Genomic DNA, 18,741 nt, shown 5'->3' with positions numbered 1-18,741 from the left:
TTATCTCACCCACTCAAATAGATTTGAGTGGGCTTTTTGTCTACTTTATGAACAAAGCATTTCTTTTAACACTATTATGGAATAATTATACTTTTTTACGTTGACAATAGTGTTGAAGGAGAATATACTAAGCATGTAAGTTGATTGTGAATAGTTTCACAAATAATGTGAATTTCTTCACATAAAATAGATAGGAGTTGTCATTATTATGAGTACTTGGACACAAATTTATGACCCATTAAACAATATTTGGTTATCTGCTCTAATCGCAGCACTTCCAATTTTTTGCTTCATCATTTGTTTAATGGGACTGAAAATGAAAAGTTATATCGCTGGGCTTTACAGTGTGATTGTCGCTATTATTCTTGCTATATTCGTTTATAAAATGCCAGCAACAGTAGCTGTAGCATCTGCCGGATTCGGTATTTTATCCGGATTTTACCCAATTTGTACTATCGTTATCGCAGCAATTTTCCTTTACAAATTAACTGTTAAAACAGAGCAATTCAACATCATTCGTGATAGTATTTCAAGCATTACAAATGATCAACGTTTACAAGTATTATTAATCGCTTATTCTTTCGGTGCTTTCTTAGAAGGCGCAGCTGGTCTAGGGGTTCCAGTTGCTATTACAGCTGCACTACTTGTAGGTATGGGCTTTAATCCATTAAAAGCAGCAGGTATTTGTTTAGTAGCAAACATCGCTGGTGGTGCTATGGGCGCTATGGGTATCCCAGTTACAGTACCAGCACAATTAACTGAATTAGATGCATTAACTATCGGTCGTCAAACTGTTCTTATTCTACCATTCATTAGTATTGTATTACCTTTCTTACTTGTTTCAATGGTCGATGGAATTAAAGGTATTAAAGAAACTTGGCAAGGTATTCTTGTAAGTGGTATTTCTTTCGCAATTACTCAGTTCGTTGTAACTTACTTCTTAGGTGCAGAACTTACTAATATTTTCGCAGCCGTTGTAAGTATGATCTCTCTTGCATTATTCTTACGTGTTTGGCAGCCAAAATCTTCTGCTAAAGAAGAAAAACACGAAGAAAAAGAATCTCATACATTCAATCAAATTTTATATGCTTGGTCTCCATTCGTATTCTTAACTGCATTTGTAACAATCTTTAATTTAAAACCAATTAAAGCTTTATTTGCTCCGGATGGCGCACTAGCAAACCTAGTATTTAACATTCAATTCCCTGGTCTTCATAACGCTGTTATGAAAACTACACCAATTACAAAAGCTGATACACCTTTCGCAGCGGTTTTCAAATTTGATGTATTCTCATCTACAACTACTGCAATCGTATTAGCAATTATCGTTTCACTTATCGTGTACCGCGTAAAAGGTAAAATGGTTAAAGAATTAATGGTTGAAACAATAAAAGAACTAAAAGCTCCAGTGTATACAATCTGTAGTGTTATCGCTTTAGCTTACGTGGAAAACTACTCTGGTATGTCATCTACACTTGGACTTGCATTCTCTTCTACTGGTAATGCATTCCCAATTCTTTCTCCAATCTTAGGATGGATTGGCGTATTCATTACAGGTTCAGTAGTATCAAGTGGTTCATTATTCGCACCGCTTCAAGCAGTAACTGCAGATCAATTAAACATCGTTCCTTCTACTCTTGTTGCATTAAACGTAGTAGGTGGTACAATGGCAAAAATGGTTTCACCACAATCTGTAGCAGTTGCTTGTGCAGCAGTTGGACTAGTTGGTAAAGAATCTGCCCTATTTAAAACAGCAATGAAATACAGTTTAATCTTCTTAGCTATCATTAGCTTACTTCAATTAAACGCTGTATTTAATATCTTTTAAAATAAAACACCGATCCAAATGGATCGGTGTTTTTTTACATTACATCTTCTTATTCTTTAGTAAAGAAGCACCAGCAATTTCAGGATGCGTCATTTCGAATGGATCTAAAATAATATCTAATTCTTCTTCTGTCAGTACACCATGTTCTAAACATAACTCCCGAACAGATTTTCCTGTTTCAATTGCTTCACGTGCAATACGTGATGCTACTTCATAACCAATATGAGGGTTAACTGCTGTAATAATTCCAACACTTTTCTCAACATATTGCTTCAGCAGTTCTTCATTTGCTGTAATTCCTTTAATACAATATTCACGGAATACACGGAATCCGTTATTCATAATACTGATAGATTGAATTAAATTAAATACAAGCACAGGCTCCATTACGTTGAGCTCCAGTTGTCCTGCTTCTGACGCTAAGCAAATTGTGTGATCATTACCAATTACTTGGAAAGCGACTTGATTAATTACTTCTGCCATAACAGGATTTACTTTACCTGGCATAATAGATGAACCTGGTTGACGAGCTGGTAATTGAATTTCCGCCAATCCAACACGTGGACCAGATGCCATAATACGAAGGTCGTTCGCAATTTTAGACATATTCATCATACATACTTTTAATGCTGCAGATACTTCTGTGTATGCATCTGTATTTTGTGTTGCATCAACTAAATGCTCTGCACCAACAAGTGGGAATCCGCTAAATGTTCGTAAGTGTTTAACCACTTGTTCAATGTAGGTAGGGTTTGCATTTAATCCCGTACCAACAGCTGTCGCCCCCATATTCACTTCATATAAATGTTGGCGAGATTGTTTAATTCTTTTTATATCACGCGCAAGCACTCTGCTATACGCTTCAAATTCTTGTCCAAGACGAATCGGAACAGCATCTTGTAAATGCGTACGTCCCATTTTAATGACGTGATCGAACTCTTTTGCTTTTGCAAGGAAAGCAGCATGAAGTTCTTCCATTGTAATAAGAAGTTCTTCTAACATCATAAGAGTTGCAATATGAATTCCTGTTGGAAACGCATCATTCGTTGACTGAGCCATGTTTACATGCGTATTTGGGCTAATTTTTGCATACTCGCCTTTTTCATATCCCATACGTTCTAACGCTCGATTAGCGATTACTTCATTTGTATTCATATTAATAGAAGTTCCAGCACCGCCCTGAATTGGATCTACAATAAATTGATCATGAAATTTCCCATCAACAATTTCTTGTGCTGCCTCTGCAATTTCGTGTCCAATGTCTTTCGCTAAGTAACCAGTATCCATATTTGCAAGTGCCGCCGCTTTTTTCACAATTGCCATTGCCGTAATGAGTGATGGATGAATGCGATACCCTGTAATCGGGAAATTTTCTACCGCACGTAATGTTTGTACACCATAATAAGCTCTACTTGGTACTTCCTTTTCACCTAAAAAATCTTTTTCTATACGTATATCCTTCGTTGCTATCATTTTCATCACCTATACTTTTCATTCTAAATCCCTATTTAAAAAATTCGCCCTCTAAAAATACGAGTATCATTCAGAAGAATTTTTCAGTGTCCACCTTCACTATATAGCACCTTTTTTGAAAGCGCAAACATTTAATTTTCTACATATATCTTTTATAGAAAATCATTCTTCTCCCTTCTTTATTTCCACTCGTTTAATTTGATGCATATCTTTTTCTAGAACTTTAAAAGAAAAGCCGTGTTTTTCAATAATATCTCCTTCAGCAACGACTTGCTTTTGTACCATAATCCAGCCACCAATTGTATCTACATCATCAGCGATTAAGTGGATGCCAAATAAATCATTTACTTCACTAATAAGCACTTTCCCCTCTACAATTTTACACCCTTCACTTATATGCTCTATAGGCGGGTGTTCATCTTCATCGTATTCATCTCGAATTTCTCCAACAATTTCTTCTAAAATATCTTCTAATGTAACAATCCCCGCTGTACCACCATATTCATCATACAAAACAGCTAATGGAATGTGTTTTCTTTGCATTTGTAATAGTAAATCATGAATTGGAATATTTTCTAACACTTCAATAACCGGCCTTGTATATGGCATAATCGAGCACTCCTCGTCCCGATTACCATCCATATAACGAATAAATAAATCCTTTACATTAACCATTCCAATGATTTCATCTTTATCTTCACCAAATACAGGATACCTCGTATATTTTTCTTGTGCGATTATTTTAATATGTGTTTCAAATGGTTCGTCCTCATATAAACCTACAACTTCCGTACGAGGCACCATAATTTCCTTTGCTACTCTATTATCAAATTCAAAAATATTATTTACATATTTAAATTCCCTTTGATTAATCTCCCCGCTCTCATAACTCTCAGATAAGATTAATCGTAATTCTTCTTCCGAATGAGCAACTTCATGCTCAGAAGCTGGATGTAACCCGAATAGTCCTGTTACAAGCCTTGCAGAACCATTTAAAGCCCAAATAAACGGATACATTACTCTGTAAAAGTAAATAAGTGGCTTCGATAATAATAAGCTAACTTGCTCTGCTCTTTGTATGGCGAACGTCTTAGGAGCAAGTTCACCAATAACAACATGTAAAAACGTAATAACTGCAAAAGCAATAATAAATGAAACGGTACTTGCAATTGCAGAAGATAGGTGTAGTTTTAAAAACAACGGCTCAAGTAAATGTTTTATAGTCGGCTCGCCTAACCACCCAAGTCCTAAAGCGGTAATTGTAATACCTAACTGACATGCTGATAAATATTCATCTAAATTTGAAGTTACTTTTTTTGCTGCCAATGCTCCTCGTCGTTTCTCACTAACGAGTTGGTCAATACGACTGCTACGCACCTTAATAATTGCAAACTCAACAGCTACAAAAAAACCTGTTAATGCAATAAGAATGACTACCATCAGTAATTTTAAAATATCCACATATATCCTTTAGCTTTCTTAGCTAAAGTGACACCTCCTTTAAAAAAGAAGTTTCACTTTAGTTTCTTCATTTACTCAAAAGCAACCCTATATAAAATTCACCAATTTCAAACCTCATACAATTCTAAAGGTAGACCATCCGGATCTTGGAAAAAAACAAATTTCTTTCCGGTTATTTCATCAATACGTATCGACTCAGTCTCAACACCACATTCGTTTAAATGTTTTACAGCCTCTTCTATATTTGTAACAGCAAATGCTAAATGTCTAAGTCCAGACGCTTCTGGAAAACTCGGGCGCTCAGGTGGACTTGGGAATGAAAATAATTCAATTTGATACTCTCCCCCTACACATAAATCTAACTTATAAGAATCTCGTTCCTTTCTATATACCTCATTTACCTCTTTAAAACCTAATATCCTGGTATAAAAATCTTTTGACACATCATAATTTGAACAAATAATTGCAACGTGGTGTACTCTACATATATTCATACTCTCTCTCTTCCTTTCTTTACCAAAGATGCATATTCTCCCTTGAAATGAAAAACATATATAGCAGAATATCTCTATTAGGGGGCTTACTATGAAATTTATTACTTTTTTCGTAGGACTTATCGTTGTTTTCTTCCTTGCTTATATTGCTAGTAACAATAAGAAACATATTAAATTGAAACCTATTTTCATCATGCTTATTATACAGTTAATTTTAACCTATTTATTATTAAATACAGAATTTGGCCTCATACTTATTCGGGTCATTTCTAGTCTGTTTACAAAGCTACTCGAGTATGCTGCTGATGGTATAAACTTCGTATTTGGCGGCCTTGCCAATAAAGGTGAAATGCCATTTTTCCTTACTGTCTTATTACCAATTGTCTTCATTTCCGTCTTAATTGGTATATTGCAACATTTCAAAATACTACCATTTTTCATTCGTTGGATTGGTTACTTCCTTAGCAAAATAAATGGTCTTGGGAAATTAGAGTCTTACAATGCTATCGCATCTGCCATTGTCGGCCAATCAGAAGTTTTTATTACGGTCAAAAAACAATTAGCTCAAATTCCAAAACACCGTCTTTATACACTTTGTGCATCTGCCATGTCAACTGTATCTATGTCTATCGTAGGTGCCTATATGACAATGATCGAACCTAAATATGTAGTAACCGCACTCGTTCTCAATTTATTTAGCGGCTTTATTATCGTACTTATCATTAACCCTTACGACGTGAGGGATGACGAAGATATTTTAGAAATAAAAGGTGAAAAGCAAAGCTTTTTTGAAATGCTTGGAGAGTACATTCTAGATGGCTTTCGAGTAGCTATCGTTGTCGGTGCTATGCTTATCGGATTCGTCGCATTAATTAGCTGCATTAATGATCTATTCCTCATTATATTCGGCATTACTTTCCAGCAATTAATCGGCTACGTCTTTGCACCAATTGCATTTCTTATCGGTGTACCAAGTACTGAAATTGTCACAGCTGGTAGCATTATGGCAACGAAGCTTGTAACGAATGAATTTGTAGCCATGATGGATCTTAGTAAAATTTCTAATAGCCTTTCTCCTCGTACAGTTGGTATTATTTCTGTCTTCCTCGTCTCTTTTGCCAACTTTTCTTCTATCGGCATTATTTCAGGTGCGGTAAAAGGATTAAACGAAGAACAAGGAAACGTCGTTGCCAGATTTGGCCTTAAATTACTATACGGAGCAACTCTCGTTAGCATTTTATCTGCAATTATCGTAAGCATTATGTTGTAATTAGGTAAAATTTTATCATTTTCTTCTCCCTATCTTTTGTATACAATAACGAATAGATGTCTTTATAAATAATCAAGACATCTATTTTTTATACATGTACAATCGCTTTTATTTAGCGTACAATATTTTTTATGTGTTTGAATGCGCTTCTAGATGTATATACTTTGATAGTTTTAAAGGAGAAAAAATGATGAAATCCGATATGAACAAAGATACTCGAGCCAAAAAAGGACGCTCAAAGAAAAAACGCCTACTTTGGTTCCTGCTTATTCCATTACTGGTTGTAGCACTTGGAGCCGGAGGCTATTCCTTCCATATATACAGTAAAGCAAAGTCTGTGTTAAGTAATGCCTATTCTGAACTGGGCCGTGGGGATAAATCCAGCAAACGTGAAAAAGCCGTTAAACCTATGACTGATAACATTTCTGTACTCATTATGGGGGTTGATGAAAGTGAAATCAGGGACAAAAATTACGGAAAAGCAACTCGTACAGATGCACTATTACTTGCCACAATTAATAAAAACGATAAATCTGTTAAGCTTGTCAGTATTCCACGTGATTCACGTGTATACATTAAATCACGTGATAAATACGATAAAATTACACATGCGCACGTATTCGGTGGTGTAGATAGCACGATTGATACGGTAGAGAACTTTTTAGATGTTCCAGTTGACTACTATGTAAAATTCAACTTTAAATCCTTTATCAAAATTGTTGATTCCCTTGGTGGGATTACTGTAGATGTTCCAGTGGAGTTCACAGAACAAAATAGTAAAGATGAAGCAGATGCAGTTCACCTTAAAAAGGGACGTCAACATTTAAATGGAGAGGAAGCACTGGCACTAGCAAGAACTCGTCATATCGATAGTGATTATATGCGCGGTCAACGACAACAGCTTGTTTTAGAAGCTATCGCTCAAAAAGCACTATCACTTAATTCCATTAATAAGATCGGTGGTCTATTAGACGCTGTCGATAAAGACTTAAAAACAAATTTAACTTTTGATGATATGATGACAATTGCAAAAAATTCAATGGATTCCAATTTAAAAATGGACAAAATGCAAGTAGAAGGTACTGATAAATATATAGGTGGTATTTATTATTACGTTCCAAACGAAAAAAGCGTCAATACGATTTCGACAACACTACAAGAACATCTCGGTGTTACGAATAAAAATGAACATAAAAAATTATAATAAAAAGGCTGCTAGAACTTTCTAGACAGCCTTTTTATTATAATTTTCAACATATTTTTCGTACACATTGTGACAAAAAGAGACAATTATTACAACAGTGTAACATTTTTTATAAAAACATTACACACATAGTGAAAATAATAGTATACTAGTACGTACATAATGTTATTTTCATCATTTTTATACAAAAAATGTAATACATATATTTATACAAAAATTTCTGGGGGGAAATAAATGAAGCTAAGTAAAATACTGATCGGTTCTGCAATTGCTGGAGGCATATTACTTTGTGTTGGCGGTGTTGGCGGATATCAATATGTATCCAAACTAAATAATCAATTAGATACTACTGCATTACCCAATACTTCATTTGAAGGTATTTCTCTCGATGGAAAAAATAAAAAAGATATTCAAGCTATTATTAATCAAAAAATCACTGAATTAGATCAAAAATCACTTACGTACATATTCCAAAACGATAAACAAACTTACACATGGAAAGATTTAGGGATAAATTATAAAGAAAAAGATATTATCGACAAAATCTTTAAAGAACAAGAAGGCAACGCAATAAATCGTTACAAAATGCGGAAACAAGCTGAGAACGGTGAAGTAAAACGTGACTATAAATTAACACCTCAATTAAATACAACTGCTTATAAAAACTTTATGAAGGATAAATATAATGAAACATTAAAAAATCCCGTTAATGCTGAATTAAGTATTGAAGGCACTACAGTAAATATTAGCCAGAGCCAAAATGGAGAAAAAATCGATAAAGAAAAGTTAACTGATTTAACGCAGCAAGCCATTACTTCTGGCACATCTGACGTTACATTACCCGTTACACTATTAAAGCCTGAACGTTCTACAGAAGATATACAGAAAATGGGGATTAAAGAAGTAATTGCTGAATATTCAACTCCAATGGCTGGTCGTAATGGGAATCAATCCTTTAACGTAAATAAGTCAGCTAATACTTTAAGTGGAGTGATTGTCGCACCTGATGAAACATTTAGTTTTAATGGCCGCGTTGGCGTAACGGATGCTGCTCATGGTTATAAATCCGCAGCTGTATATTCACAAGGGAAAGTTATACAAAGTGCAGGTGGAGGCGTTTGCCAAGTTAGTAGTACTTTATATAGCGCAGCTTTAAGAGCAGATTTAGGAATTGTTTCTCGAAGCAATCATTCTATGCCCGTAAATTATTTACCACTTGGGCAAGATGCAGCAGTAGCAGATTATGGTCCAGATTTAAAATTTAAAAACAATACAGGCAATCATATTTATATTCAAGCATTTTCAAATGGAGGTAGTATTACTACACGTATTTTCGGCACAAATACTGGTAAAAATGTTGAAGTTTCTTCTCAAGTAATTAGTAGAACTAATGATAAAATAACAGCAGTTACATATAAAAAAGTTACACAAAACGGTGAAGTAATATCTAATGGGCAAATTTCAAAAAGCGTATATAAAAGCGCTCCAAAAGAATAAGACACTATTAAACGAACAAATTTCAAAAAGAAAAAGGCGTGAATAAGTCACGCCTTTTTCTTTTGCAATAATACTAAAAAGGTTGCAAGATGGTCTTTCGTTTCTTCTAACGACCACATACGATTTCCTTGCTTCGCAGCTAATACGCACGCCTCTTCCCAAGCATCCTTTTTCTTCATATATAATAATTCATCGCGTAATTTCAAAACAATTTCTTCGTCCTCTTGCTCTATAAACTCTTCCATCACGCCTACTACTTCATCTTCATGGATACTTAACGTACAATACGATTTGAAAAAATATTGTAATGTCGTATACATATTTACTCCCCCTTCTTATTTATCAGATGGATAAGAAGTAATGATCTTATATCCTAAATCTCCTGACTTATCTCTCGCTAAAACAGTAACAGTTTTGACTAACTTGTCTTTTACATTCATATTTTTCTTTATTACCGTTTTTCCAACCGGGAATGAATGTGTTGTATTTAATACGAGACGAGCCTCTTTAGAATTTTTTAACCAATCTTGAATTTCCTTATCATGCTGCTTCAAACTATCTTTTACAGCTTTCGTTGCCGTTTCCTTGTCATAGTATGTACTTGCTGCTGATACTTTATCTGTCTTCAAGCGATTCTTCAGATCTTCTTCTGATTTGCCTACATGTCTTTCAATCGTGTGACCATTTTTAGGTGGCCCTTCCATTTCATCTAAAATATTATCACTAATTTTTTCTACTGATGCCGATTGATTCCCTGTTTGTTTCTCTGTTTTTTGTTCTTTTCCTGCACATCCACTTAAGATCAGCATGAGTGCCAATAAACTACTCACGAAAAGACTACTTATTCGTTTCATCATATCACCTCTTTCATGATTATTATCGTAACTTCACTAAAAGTCAATTTCACACCGAAAAAACATATACATTTTTCAAATTCCTCATCTATTTTTCATAAAACCGCTATTTTTGACCTTTTATAAATATACCCCTATGTTTTTATAATTATTTCCCAAGTTTAAACACCTATAAAAACACCAAATAAACCCTTTAAATAAAGGGTTTATTTGGTGTTTTTTAATTTATTAAAATATACCCCTTATTATACATACCTAATACCTATATAAGGTATATGAATGGTGTTTTATCAACGTTTTCTACATTATGTAAATTTGCACTTGCCTATACAATGGAAATATGGTGTAATGCAAAAAAAGATAAAGGATTTTAAACAATGGCTGAAACAATTCAAAACTTCTTAACAGACTATTATTCAATCGCAATTCCACTTAGCATCTTAATCAACATAGTCATTAGTCTTTTAGGCGTTATCCCTAGTATTTTTTTGACCGCTATTAACATACAGCTCTTTGGTGTAACAAATGGAACTATTATTTCGATCGCTGGTGAGGCATTAGGGGCTATTATCTCGTTTTATATTTATCGTATAGGTCTTCAGAAATTCACTCACAGCAAAGTAAATAAGTATCCAAAGGTAGAACGCCTACTTTATGTAGAAGGTAGAGAGGCCTTTCTACTCGTCCTATCGTTCCGCCTCATTCCTTTCATTCCGTCTAGTATCGTGACTTTATTTGCAGCTCTAGGCAAAATGTCATTACTATCCTTCAGTATTGCCAGTACAATAGGTAAAATACCGGCATTGTTAATCGAGGTATATTCTGCATACCATGTCATGAATGGCACAAATGAAGCGAAGTGGATTGTAACAATCGCAGGTTGCATTGGGTTGTATTATTTGTGGAAAAAATGGAGAAAAAAATAAAGAAGGAGCCTATGCTCCTTCTTTATTTTTGAGGTATTTTATTAATAGCTATCCTCTAAAGCCTTAGTTGATACCAACAGCACTAAATGATTGCTTAACTGCTGCTACTTCTGCAGAATTCGCACCATATAAGTCAGCTGCAGCTTGTACTGCACCAGCACGAGCTTGGCTAAATGTAGTAGATTGCGTGTAATATTGTGTGTTTGCACGGTAGTAAATTGCACCTAGCTTATCTTTACCGATACCAGTTACAGTTACACCGTAATGTGTACCGCCATTTGCTAATAAATAAGCTTGTTTATTAATAATGCCACTGTTTGTATGAACCCCACCGTTATCACTTGAACCCGTGTAACGCTTAGAATAATGATCTGGGTCACCATACTTCGTAGGGTCACTCATAGAACGAAGCGCATCTCCCGCTTTACCAGGTGTGTAAATATCTTCCCCAATCTCCCAATCTGGGTTACGGTTATCATAGAACTCTACTAATGTACCAAAGATATCAGAAATTGCTTCATTTAACGCACCTGATTCATTTTGATAAATTAAATTAGAACTATTTTCCGTAACTGCATGCGTTAATTCGTGACCAATAACATCAATACCACCAGATAATGAAGTGAATGTTACACCATCACCATCTCCGTACACCATTTGTGATCCGTTCCAGAATGCATTATTATAATTACTTCCGTAATGAACTGTTGATTTTAACGGTGCTCCTGCATCATTAATCGAATTACGATTAAATGTATTTTTATAGTAATCATACGTGACACCCGCATAATAATGAGCATCTACTGCCGCTGCATCATACGCTGCATTGAAAACATTATCAGCATCCGCCCATAACGTTCCTGGTAATGTTGAGCGGTTTTTCGCATCATATGTGAAAATCGTTGCTCCGCGCGTATTATCTTGTAAATAGTAAGAAGATCCAGATAATGTTGTATTAAGCGACTTCGTATCTCCTAATACCCCTTTACCAGTCCCTACTTTATTCGTTCCTGTAACAGGCTTTACAACTGCTTTTGCATCTTGCTTAGGAGCCTCTTGTTTAACTGGTGACTTATCATCATTTGTCACATGATCGATTGTATTAAATTTATTTAATACTTTACCGCTGTCTGCTTCAATAAAATAGTAGTAGTTTCCTGGACTTGGATCTAAGAAATTTAGATTTACCACATATGCATATGTTGTCTCCTCACCATTTTGATATACATATAAGTCAGCTTTTGGTTCTACTTCATATTTCGGCGTTACTCCTAAATCCTGCTGTGCGATTTCAATCGCTTTTGCGCCTTCAATCTTATTTTTATTTTTCAGCTTGTCCTTTTTGTCTAAATCAGCCGCAACTGTTCCAGACAATACCTTTAAAGAGCCATCTTTACTCACATGAGCTACTTGCGTAGAACCCCATACAGGTACTCCTTCGTATACTTGTTGCAAACGTACTACCGTTGAATCAGTTACAGCATCTTTCTTCACTTGTTTCACTTTGAAAGAATCTTGCGCACTCTTTTCCCCTAACTTATAATCACCTTTTGCCGCGTTTAAGTAATCAAACACAACAGATTCTGCTTTCTTACCAGTTGCTTCAGTTAGATCACCAGAAATAAACTCCGGTGACTGTACTGTCTCATTGTACTTCTTCGTAGAGAGTACATTTTTAGAATCTGCAAACGCAGAGCCTGTCCCTCCAAACGTAGTAACTGCCATTCCTGTCGCTAACACTAATGCTAAACTTTTCTTTTTCATGAACCTTCCCCCTAATAAATTATTTTTTGAAAAAGAGTAGTTTCATATTAGCATTATGTTTTCACTATTAATATACTAAAAATTCAAATAATTATTTTCTCAAGTATTGTAGAATTTTGGGGAACAAATATTGAAAAACCCCTTTCCGGTTGGAAAGGGGTTTTTTAATATTATACATTTACAGTTTGTGATACACTAGAATCTAATCCGTAAGTATCTGGTTTACTCGTATACTGTACTCCACCGACAATTGTAAGTACTACTGCAACTGCTAAAATTCCAGCTAATGCTTTTTTCATTTTTCATCCTCCTTATGACTTTCTAACATTTCAATAACTAGCTTATAGTAGTGATTACTTTGCTCAAAGTTTAGTGATTTAGAAAAATATTCCGCAAGCTCCATATATACTTTCTTCAGTTCTATTTTATTACCTGCTGATTTATAAAACGGAATAGCTTCTAATTCCAAAAATTGTTTATACTCTCGCGCCTCTTCAAAATACTTATTACGAAGCATGAGCAGTAAATATAATTTTGTATTAAATCTCTCTTCACGTTTGGCAGCAACAATACCTTTATCAATCCATTCTCTTGCTTCTTCAAACTGCTCTAATTTAATACAAGCTAATGCCATTTCATATAATGTGTCTATATAATTTAAATCTATTTGTTTTTGAAGTTGTAAACTCTCTAAATAATAATCTTTTGCTTGATTATATTTTTTCTTTTTATAGTGTATATTCCCAATATTACTTAAAGTAATAGCCTTTAGAACGTCTTTATCCGCAAAAGCCTCTGATTCCCGCAGTATGCTCTCATACATTGCTAGAGCTTCTTCATATTGCCCTTGTTCCGCATAACTTAATGCAATAAGAATTTGACAGTTTATCACATTCCGAAATTTATACTCATTTCTAAATGCTTCTAGTGCAATATTTGCAAAGTGTAACGTAAGATGTTGAATTTCCAAATGACTATAAGTAAGAGCAATATTATAATAAATTCCTGTCTCATGATATCCTAGATCTTTTGCCATAGCTTCTGTCTCTAATAAATAACTTAATCCCTGTTTCCACTTATATTGTAAACAGCATAATAATCCTTTACTATACGTATACAACAACTTCTGAAAAGGTGAGAATTTCTTATATGCCTTCTTAAGCCTCTCTAATTCTTCTGCGATTACTGGCAAATCTCTTTTCATCAGTAAATAACGTATATTAAGTAGTTTATAATAATTTATGATTTCAAAATCTAAAACATGTTGCATATCTTCTTGCAATTCATTATAGATACGTTCAACCTGTGCCTTCTCCAAACGAATTAGTGCATTCAGCCATTCATCCAACTTCCCCTTCACATCTTCTTCTACATCTCTCAAATCCGTCACGGCAATTTCTAATCTTGCGCAGAGCAATTGTAGAATCTCTTCTGATGCTTCGATCTTTCCATTTTCGATTTTACTTAAGTATGAGACAGAACAAATGCCCTGACATAATTCTTCTTGTGTCATTTTTTGCTGTAGCCGCTTATAAAAGACTTGTTTGCCTATTTTTTCTAATGTTTGTTGCATTGTCCTCCTCCATTCTCATTTACCCCCATTACTTTAATAATACATAAAATCTTGAGAAATATAAATTGATAAATGTTAATTTTCTAAAAAATATGCAATATTTCATTTTTTTCCCTCTTGACTATACTTTCATATCCATTCTTTGCTACGAGCCTTGAAAAATTGGTATACTATAACCAAATTATGGAGGTGTTTTCGCGATGACTTATTATAAAGACGATAGCTATGCCTTACATACAGATTTATATCAAATTAATATGGCTTATACATATTGGAAAGATGGTATTCATAACCGCCGCTCGGTGTTTGATTTATACTTTCGAAAACTTCCATTCGAGAATGGTTATGCTGTTTTTGCTGGTCTTGAAAAAATTGTAGAGTACATAGAAAACTTCAGCTTTACCGAAAGCGATATCGCTTATTTAGCAGAATTACAATTTGAAGAAGAATTTCTTCAGTATTTACAAAATATGAAATTCACTGGGACGATTCGAAGTATGCAAGAAGGTGAAGTTGTCTTTAATAACGAGCCTTTATTACGTGTCGATGCACCGCTCGGCGAAGCACAAATTATTGAAACCGCCCTGTTAAACATTGTGAATTACCAAACATTAATTGCAACGAAAGCAGCTCGTATGAAGCACGCTGCAAATAACGATGAACTTTTAGAATTCGGCACAAGACGTGCCCACGAGTTCGATGCAGCCCTTTGGGGTACACGTGCTGCCTTTATCGGTGGTTTCTCATCTACGAGTAACGTACGGGCTGGGAAACGCTTCGGAATACCTGTAGCCGGCACACATGCACACTCTTTCGTTCAAGCATACCGTGATGAATATGTTGCGTTTAAGAAATACGCTGAAACTCATAAAAAATGCGTCTTTCTCGTTGATACATATGACACATTAAAATCTGGTGTTCCAAATGCAATTCGCGTGGCGAAAGAGTTCGGGGATCGCATCGATTTTTACGGAATTCGCCTCGATAGTGGTGATATGGCTTATTTATCTAAAAAGGCAAGAAAACTACTAGATGAAGCTGGGTTTACAAATACAAAAATTATTGCCTCTAGCGATTTAGATGAATACACCATTATGCATTTAAAATCTCAAGGAGCAAAAATTGATGTATGGGGCGTTGGAACAAAATTGATTACATCCTTTGAGCAACCAGCTTTAGGAGCTGTTTATAAACTCGTTGCGATTGAAGATACTGATGGAAAATTAAATGATACAATTAAAATTTCATCTAACCCTGAAAAAATTACTACTCCAGGACTGAAACGAATTTATCGCATTATCAATCGAGTGAACGATCATGCTGAAGGCGATTATATTGCATTAGATTGTGAAGAACCAGGAAAAGAAGAGCGCCTAAAAATGTTTCATCCTGTTCACACGTATATAAGTAAATTTGTAACCAACTTTGAAGCACGCGAACTGCATAAAGACATTTTCGTTAACGGTGAAAGAACATATGAACTACCAGGCATATTAGATATTCAAAAATATAATGAACAAAGTCTCGCACTATTTTGGGAAGAATATATGCGAACTTTAAATCCTGAAGAATACCCTGTCGATTTAAGTCAAGAATGCTGGGATCATAAAATGAATTACATTCAAACTGTTCGAGAACAAGTTGAAAAAAATATACAAAAATAAAACAGAGAAACTGCCCTTCTCTGTTTTTTCAATGCTATATATCTTTGTAAAAAATATATTAAAATAACAAGACAAATATTTTTTATTTGTAAATTTTAATATTACGTTATTTATTTTCGAAATAATATTTGTTATTATTTTATTGAGTCAATTTCAACAGAATAACCTAAAAAAGGAGGACGCAGGTTGCGTCCTCTTTTTTATCCCGCATTAACGGGCAGTAAGACCCCCCACCTCAAAATTCAGCGAAAGCAAAGGCGTTAGATGGGGGATCAACTGCCCGTAAAAGCCCGATTGGTTCAACTAATAATCAGTGGGGGATAAAGCCCCCCCCACTGATTAAAGTTTCACTTTATAAATCTTTCACTCTTAGTACACGCATTGCATTTAACACTGCCAGTAGTGTCACACCAACATCTGAGAAAACCGCTTCCCACATTGTTGCAATACCGAAAGCACCAAGTAGTAAAACTAATCCTTTTACCCCTAATGCAAAGATAATATTTTGCCACACAATGCGTCGTGTACGTTTTGCAATGTTTACAGCTGTTGCAATTTTTGAAGGCTCATCAGTCATAATAACGATATCTGCTGCTTCAATTGCTGCATCTGATCCTAAACCACCCATTGCAATACCAACATCGGCTCTTGCTAATACCGGTGTATCATTAATACCATCACCAACGAAAGCAACTTTTTCTTTTCCATGCTTCGCTGCATCAATTTTTTCAATCTCTTCTACTTTTTGTTGCGGTAATAGTTCTGCGTGAACTTCATCTAAACCTAATTCTTTACCAACAGCTTCACCAACTGGTTTTGCATCACCAGTTAACATGACTGTCTTCTTAATGCCTAGTTCTTTTAACTTTTGAATTGCTTGTTTTGAATCTTCTTTTACCTCATCAGAGATAACAATATAACCTGCATATTTTCCATCTACAGCAACGTGAACTAATGTACCTACTGTTTCTGGTTGCTTAAATGTAATGTTCTCTTTTCTCATTAATTTAGCATTACCTGCAAAAATTTCTTTTCCTTGTACTTTTACGACTGTACCGTGACCAGAAATTTCGTTATAATCATCGATTATTTTTTCATCAACTGATTTTCCATATGCATTTCGAATCGATTGTGCAATTGGATGGTTAGAATACACTTCAGCAAATGCTGCATACTCTAATAATTCTTCATTTGTAATGCCTTCGCTTGGTTCCATTTTTGTAACTTTGAAGACACCTTTTGTTAATGTGCCTGTTTTATCAAAAACAATATATTTCACATCATTTAAAGCTTCTAAATAGTTACTTCCTTTTACTAACACACCACTTTTAGATGCGCCACCGATACCTCCAAAGAATCCAAGAGGAATAGATACAACTAACGCACATGGACAAGAGATTACTAAGAACACTAAAGCTCTATAAATCCAATCCGAGAATGTAGCTCCTTCTAAAATAAGTGGTGGAATAAACGCCATGATTGCTGCTGTAATTACTACAACTGGAGTGTAGTAACGCGCGAACTTCGTAATAAAGTTTTCTGTTGGCGCTTTTTTACTGCTTGCATTTTGAACTAAATCTAAAATTTTTGATACAGTTGATTCACCAAATTCTTTTGTAACTTCAATTGTTAATACACCATTTTGGTTCACAAAACCACTTAATACATCATTTCCAATTTCAACTTCACGTGGTACAGATTCACCAGTCAATGCTGAAGTATCTACCATTGATGTTCCTTCAACTACTTTTCCGTCTAACGGTACTTTCTCACCAGGTTTCACGATAATATAATCGCCGATTTGTACATCTTCTGGTGATACTTGTTTCGTTTCATTTCCAACCTTTACATTCGCGTAATCAGGACGAATATCCATTAATGAAGTAATTGATTTTCGAGAACGGTTTACCGCAATACTTTGGAATAGTTCTCCTACTTGATAGAATAACATTACTGCAACCGCTTCTGGGTATTGTTGAATTGCGAAAGCTCCTAGTGTTGCAATTGCCATTAAGAAGTTCTCATCAAACACTTGGCCACGAGTTATGTTTCTTACTGCTCTCCAAACGATATCTCCACCGATTAATACATACGCAAGGACGAATAACGGAATTGTGATCATTTGTGGTAAGCCAGCTAATGCAGCAATTGCTGTCAAAATTCCGCCGACCACTAATCGTCCTACCATCTTTTTCACATTTGCTTCACCATGATCATGACTATGTCCATGGTCATGACCACCCTTTTCTTCACGAACAACTTTCACATCTGGTTCTAACTTTTGAACGACATTTGTTATATTAGCTACAGTCGCTTCTAGTTCCCTTTTATTCGCTACTTCAACTCGTAATTTCTTTGATACGAAATCAACAGTTGCTGCTGAAACCGTCGGCATTTCCTTAACTTTATTTTCAATCTTCATCGCACAATTTGCGCAATCTAAACCTTCTAATATAAACACTTCTTTTGCCATTTTTGTGTTTTTTTCTTCTTGCACTTTAATGTGCGGTTCTAATTTTGTAACGAGTTGTTTTGCTTCTGTAACAACTTCACTTTCTTTATTTTGCGCTGTTTCTAAAACCATTGTTTTTGTCGCGAAATTTACAGAGCAAGAATTTACTCCTTCTATATTTCCAACACCTTTTTCAATTTTCATTGCACAGTTCGCACAATCTAAACCTTCTAACATCAGTTTCTTTTTCACTAATGCTTCAGCCATCGTTCTCCCTCCTC

Annotated in this window: 15 protein-coding genes; 6 read left to right on the top strand and 9 right to left on the bottom strand. The window is 35.0% G+C overall.

Annotated elements, in window-relative coordinates; genetic code table 11:
* Positions 1-208: 208 nt before the first annotated feature.
* Positions 209-1,828 carry an L-lactate permease gene (locus RTP99_RS19440; RefSeq protein ID WP_046646284.1) on the top strand — a complete coding sequence of 540 codons (1,620 nt, stop codon included), beginning with the start codon at positions 209-211 and terminating at the stop codon, positions 1,826-1,828.
* Between the two features lie 39 nt (positions 1,829-1,867).
* Here the strand turns inward: RTP99_RS19440 and aspA are convergent, their stop codons facing one another.
* From aspA to gloA2, 3 genes are all read right to left on the bottom strand, one after another.
* Positions 1,868-3,301, bottom strand: a complete 1,434-nt coding sequence (gene aspA / locus RTP99_RS19435) for an aspartate ammonia-lyase (RefSeq protein WP_000562154.1) — start codon at positions 3,299-3,301, stop codon at positions 1,868-1,870.
* Between the two features lie 162 nt (positions 3,302-3,463).
* Positions 3,464-4,762 (bottom strand): hemolysin family protein, encoded by a 1,299-nt coding sequence (locus RTP99_RS19430; protein WP_000353306.1) that lies wholly within the window; start codon positions 4,760-4,762, stop codon positions 3,464-3,466.
* 107 nt (positions 4,763-4,869) lie between these two features.
* The gene (gene gloA2 / locus RTP99_RS19425; RefSeq protein WP_001017669.1) at positions 4,870-5,256 is read right to left on the bottom strand and encodes an SMU1112c/YaeR family gloxylase I-like metalloprotein; all 387 of its coding nucleotides are present in this window, start codon (positions 5,254-5,256) and stop codon (positions 4,870-4,872) included.
* A gap of 91 nt (positions 5,257-5,347) precedes the next feature.
* Here gloA2 and RTP99_RS19420 point away from each other — a divergent pair, with 91 nt between their 5' ends.
* The 3 genes from RTP99_RS19420 to RTP99_RS19410 all read left to right on the top strand — a co-directional run bounded on the left by RTP99_RS19420 (position 5,348) and on the right by RTP99_RS19410 (position 9,227).
* Positions 5,348-6,526, top strand: coding sequence for a NupC/NupG family nucleoside CNT transporter (locus RTP99_RS19420; RefSeq protein WP_000668861.1), 1,179 nt, complete (start codon positions 5,348-5,350; stop codon positions 6,524-6,526).
* Positions 6,527-6,713: 187 nt separating this feature from the next.
* Positions 6,714-7,730, top strand: coding sequence for an LCP family protein (locus RTP99_RS19415; protein ID WP_014893323.1), 1,017 nt, complete (start codon positions 6,714-6,716; stop codon positions 7,728-7,730).
* Between the two features lie 234 nt (positions 7,731-7,964).
* Complete coding sequence (locus RTP99_RS19410; RefSeq protein ID WP_000777344.1) at positions 7,965-9,227, top strand: VanW family protein; 1,263 nt, start codon at positions 7,965-7,967, stop codon at positions 9,225-9,227.
* A gap of 47 nt (positions 9,228-9,274) precedes the next feature.
* On the opposite strand, the gene RTP99_RS19405 is transcribed toward RTP99_RS19410, so the two are convergent.
* Entirely contained in the window at positions 9,275-9,547 is a 273-nt protein-coding gene (locus RTP99_RS19405) for a hypothetical protein (RefSeq protein ID WP_000288789.1), read from the bottom strand.
* Positions 9,548-9,562: 15 nt separating this feature from the next.
* A complete protein-coding gene (locus RTP99_RS19400; protein WP_000822717.1) occupies positions 9,563-10,081 on the bottom strand; it encodes an RNase A-like domain-containing lipoprotein in 519 nt (172 codons plus the stop codon).
* 377 nt (positions 10,082-10,458) lie between these two features.
* On the opposite strand from RTP99_RS19400, the gene RTP99_RS19395 reads away from it, so the two are divergent.
* Positions 10,459-11,007 (top strand): TVP38/TMEM64 family protein, encoded by a 549-nt coding sequence (locus RTP99_RS19395; RefSeq protein WP_000852208.1) that lies wholly within the window; start codon positions 10,459-10,461, stop codon positions 11,005-11,007.
* A 63-nt stretch (positions 11,008-11,070) separates the two neighbouring features.
* On the opposite strand, the gene RTP99_RS19390 is transcribed toward RTP99_RS19395, so the two are convergent.
* The 3 genes from RTP99_RS19390 to RTP99_RS19380 all read right to left on the bottom strand — a co-directional run bounded on the left by RTP99_RS19390 (position 11,071) and on the right by RTP99_RS19380 (position 14,344).
* Positions 11,071-12,771 carry a M4 family metallopeptidase gene (locus RTP99_RS19390; protein ID WP_000730367.1) on the bottom strand — a complete coding sequence of 567 codons (1,701 nt, stop codon included), beginning with the start codon at positions 12,769-12,771 and terminating at the stop codon, positions 11,071-11,073.
* Positions 12,772-12,941: 170 nt separating this feature from the next.
* Complete coding sequence (locus tag RTP99_RS19385; RefSeq protein ID WP_000709401.1) at positions 12,942-13,070, bottom strand: NprX family peptide pheromone; 129 nt, start codon at positions 13,068-13,070, stop codon at positions 12,942-12,944.
* Positions 13,067-14,344 carry a tetratricopeptide repeat protein gene (locus RTP99_RS19380; protein ID WP_001187924.1) on the bottom strand — a complete coding sequence of 426 codons (1,278 nt, stop codon included), beginning with the start codon at positions 14,342-14,344 and terminating at the stop codon, positions 13,067-13,069. The genes RTP99_RS19385 and RTP99_RS19380 overlap by 4 nt, the downstream gene beginning before the upstream one ends.
* A 200-nt stretch (positions 14,345-14,544) precedes the next feature.
* On the opposite strand from RTP99_RS19380, the gene RTP99_RS19375 reads away from it, so the two are divergent.
* Positions 14,545-16,008 (top strand): nicotinate phosphoribosyltransferase, encoded by a 1,464-nt coding sequence (locus tag RTP99_RS19375; RefSeq protein WP_000222901.1) that lies wholly within the window; start codon positions 14,545-14,547, stop codon positions 16,006-16,008.
* 352 nt (positions 16,009-16,360) lie between these two features.
* On the opposite strand, the gene RTP99_RS19370 is transcribed toward RTP99_RS19375, so the two are convergent.
* Entirely contained in the window at positions 16,361-18,727 is a 2,367-nt protein-coding gene (locus RTP99_RS19370) for a heavy metal translocating P-type ATPase (protein ID WP_000796590.1), read from the bottom strand.
* Between the last annotated feature and the right edge of the window lie 14 nt (positions 18,728-18,741).

It is taken from the genome of Bacillus sp. (in: firmicutes), assembly GCF_031983925.1.
Classification (GTDB): domain Bacteria; phylum Bacillota; class Bacilli; order Bacillales; family Bacillaceae_G; genus Bacillus_A; species Bacillus_A pacificus.
Note: the sequence above shows the minus strand (reverse complement) of the source record. Positions and strands in the feature narration are given on the sequence as shown.

Coding starts and splice junctions, on each gene's coding strand:
- RTP99_RS19380 (WP_001187924.1), bottom strand. CDS start 14,344: ATGCAACAAACATTAGAAAAAATAGGCAAACAAGTCTTTTATAAGCGG.
- gloA2 (WP_001017669.1), bottom strand. CDS start 5,256: ATGAATATATGTAGAGTACACCACGTTGCAATTATTTGTTCAAATTAT.
- RTP99_RS19400 (WP_000822717.1), bottom strand. CDS start 10,081: ATGAAACGAATAAGTAGTCTTTTCGTGAGTAGTTTATTGGCACTCATG.
- RTP99_RS19385 (WP_000709401.1), bottom strand. CDS start 13,070: ATGAAAAAAGCATTAGCTGGAATTTTAGCAGTTGCAGTAGTACTTACA.
- RTP99_RS19390 (WP_000730367.1), bottom strand. CDS start 12,771: ATGAAAAAGAAAAGTTTAGCATTAGTGTTAGCGACAGGAATGGCAGTT.
- RTP99_RS19415 (WP_014893323.1), top strand. CDS start 6,714: ATGATGAAATCCGATATGAACAAAGATACTCGAGCCAAAAAAGGACGC.
- RTP99_RS19405 (WP_000288789.1), bottom strand. CDS start 9,547: ATGTATACGACATTACAATATTTTTTCAAATCGTATTGTACGTTAAGT.
- aspA (WP_000562154.1), bottom strand. CDS start 3,301: ATGATAGCAACGAAGGATATACGTATAGAAAAAGATTTTTTAGGTGAA.
- RTP99_RS19410 (WP_000777344.1), top strand. CDS start 7,965: ATGAAGCTAAGTAAAATACTGATCGGTTCTGCAATTGCTGGAGGCATA.
- RTP99_RS19420 (WP_000668861.1), top strand. CDS start 5,348: ATGAAATTTATTACTTTTTTCGTAGGACTTATCGTTGTTTTCTTCCTT.
- RTP99_RS19440 (WP_046646284.1), top strand. CDS start 209: ATGAGTACTTGGACACAAATTTATGACCCATTAAACAATATTTGGTTA.
- RTP99_RS19375 (WP_000222901.1), top strand. CDS start 14,545: ATGACTTATTATAAAGACGATAGCTATGCCTTACATACAGATTTATAT.
- RTP99_RS19370 (WP_000796590.1), bottom strand. CDS start 18,727: ATGGCTGAAGCATTAGTGAAAAAGAAACTGATGTTAGAAGGTTTAGAT.
- RTP99_RS19395 (WP_000852208.1), top strand. CDS start 10,459: ATGGCTGAAACAATTCAAAACTTCTTAACAGACTATTATTCAATCGCA.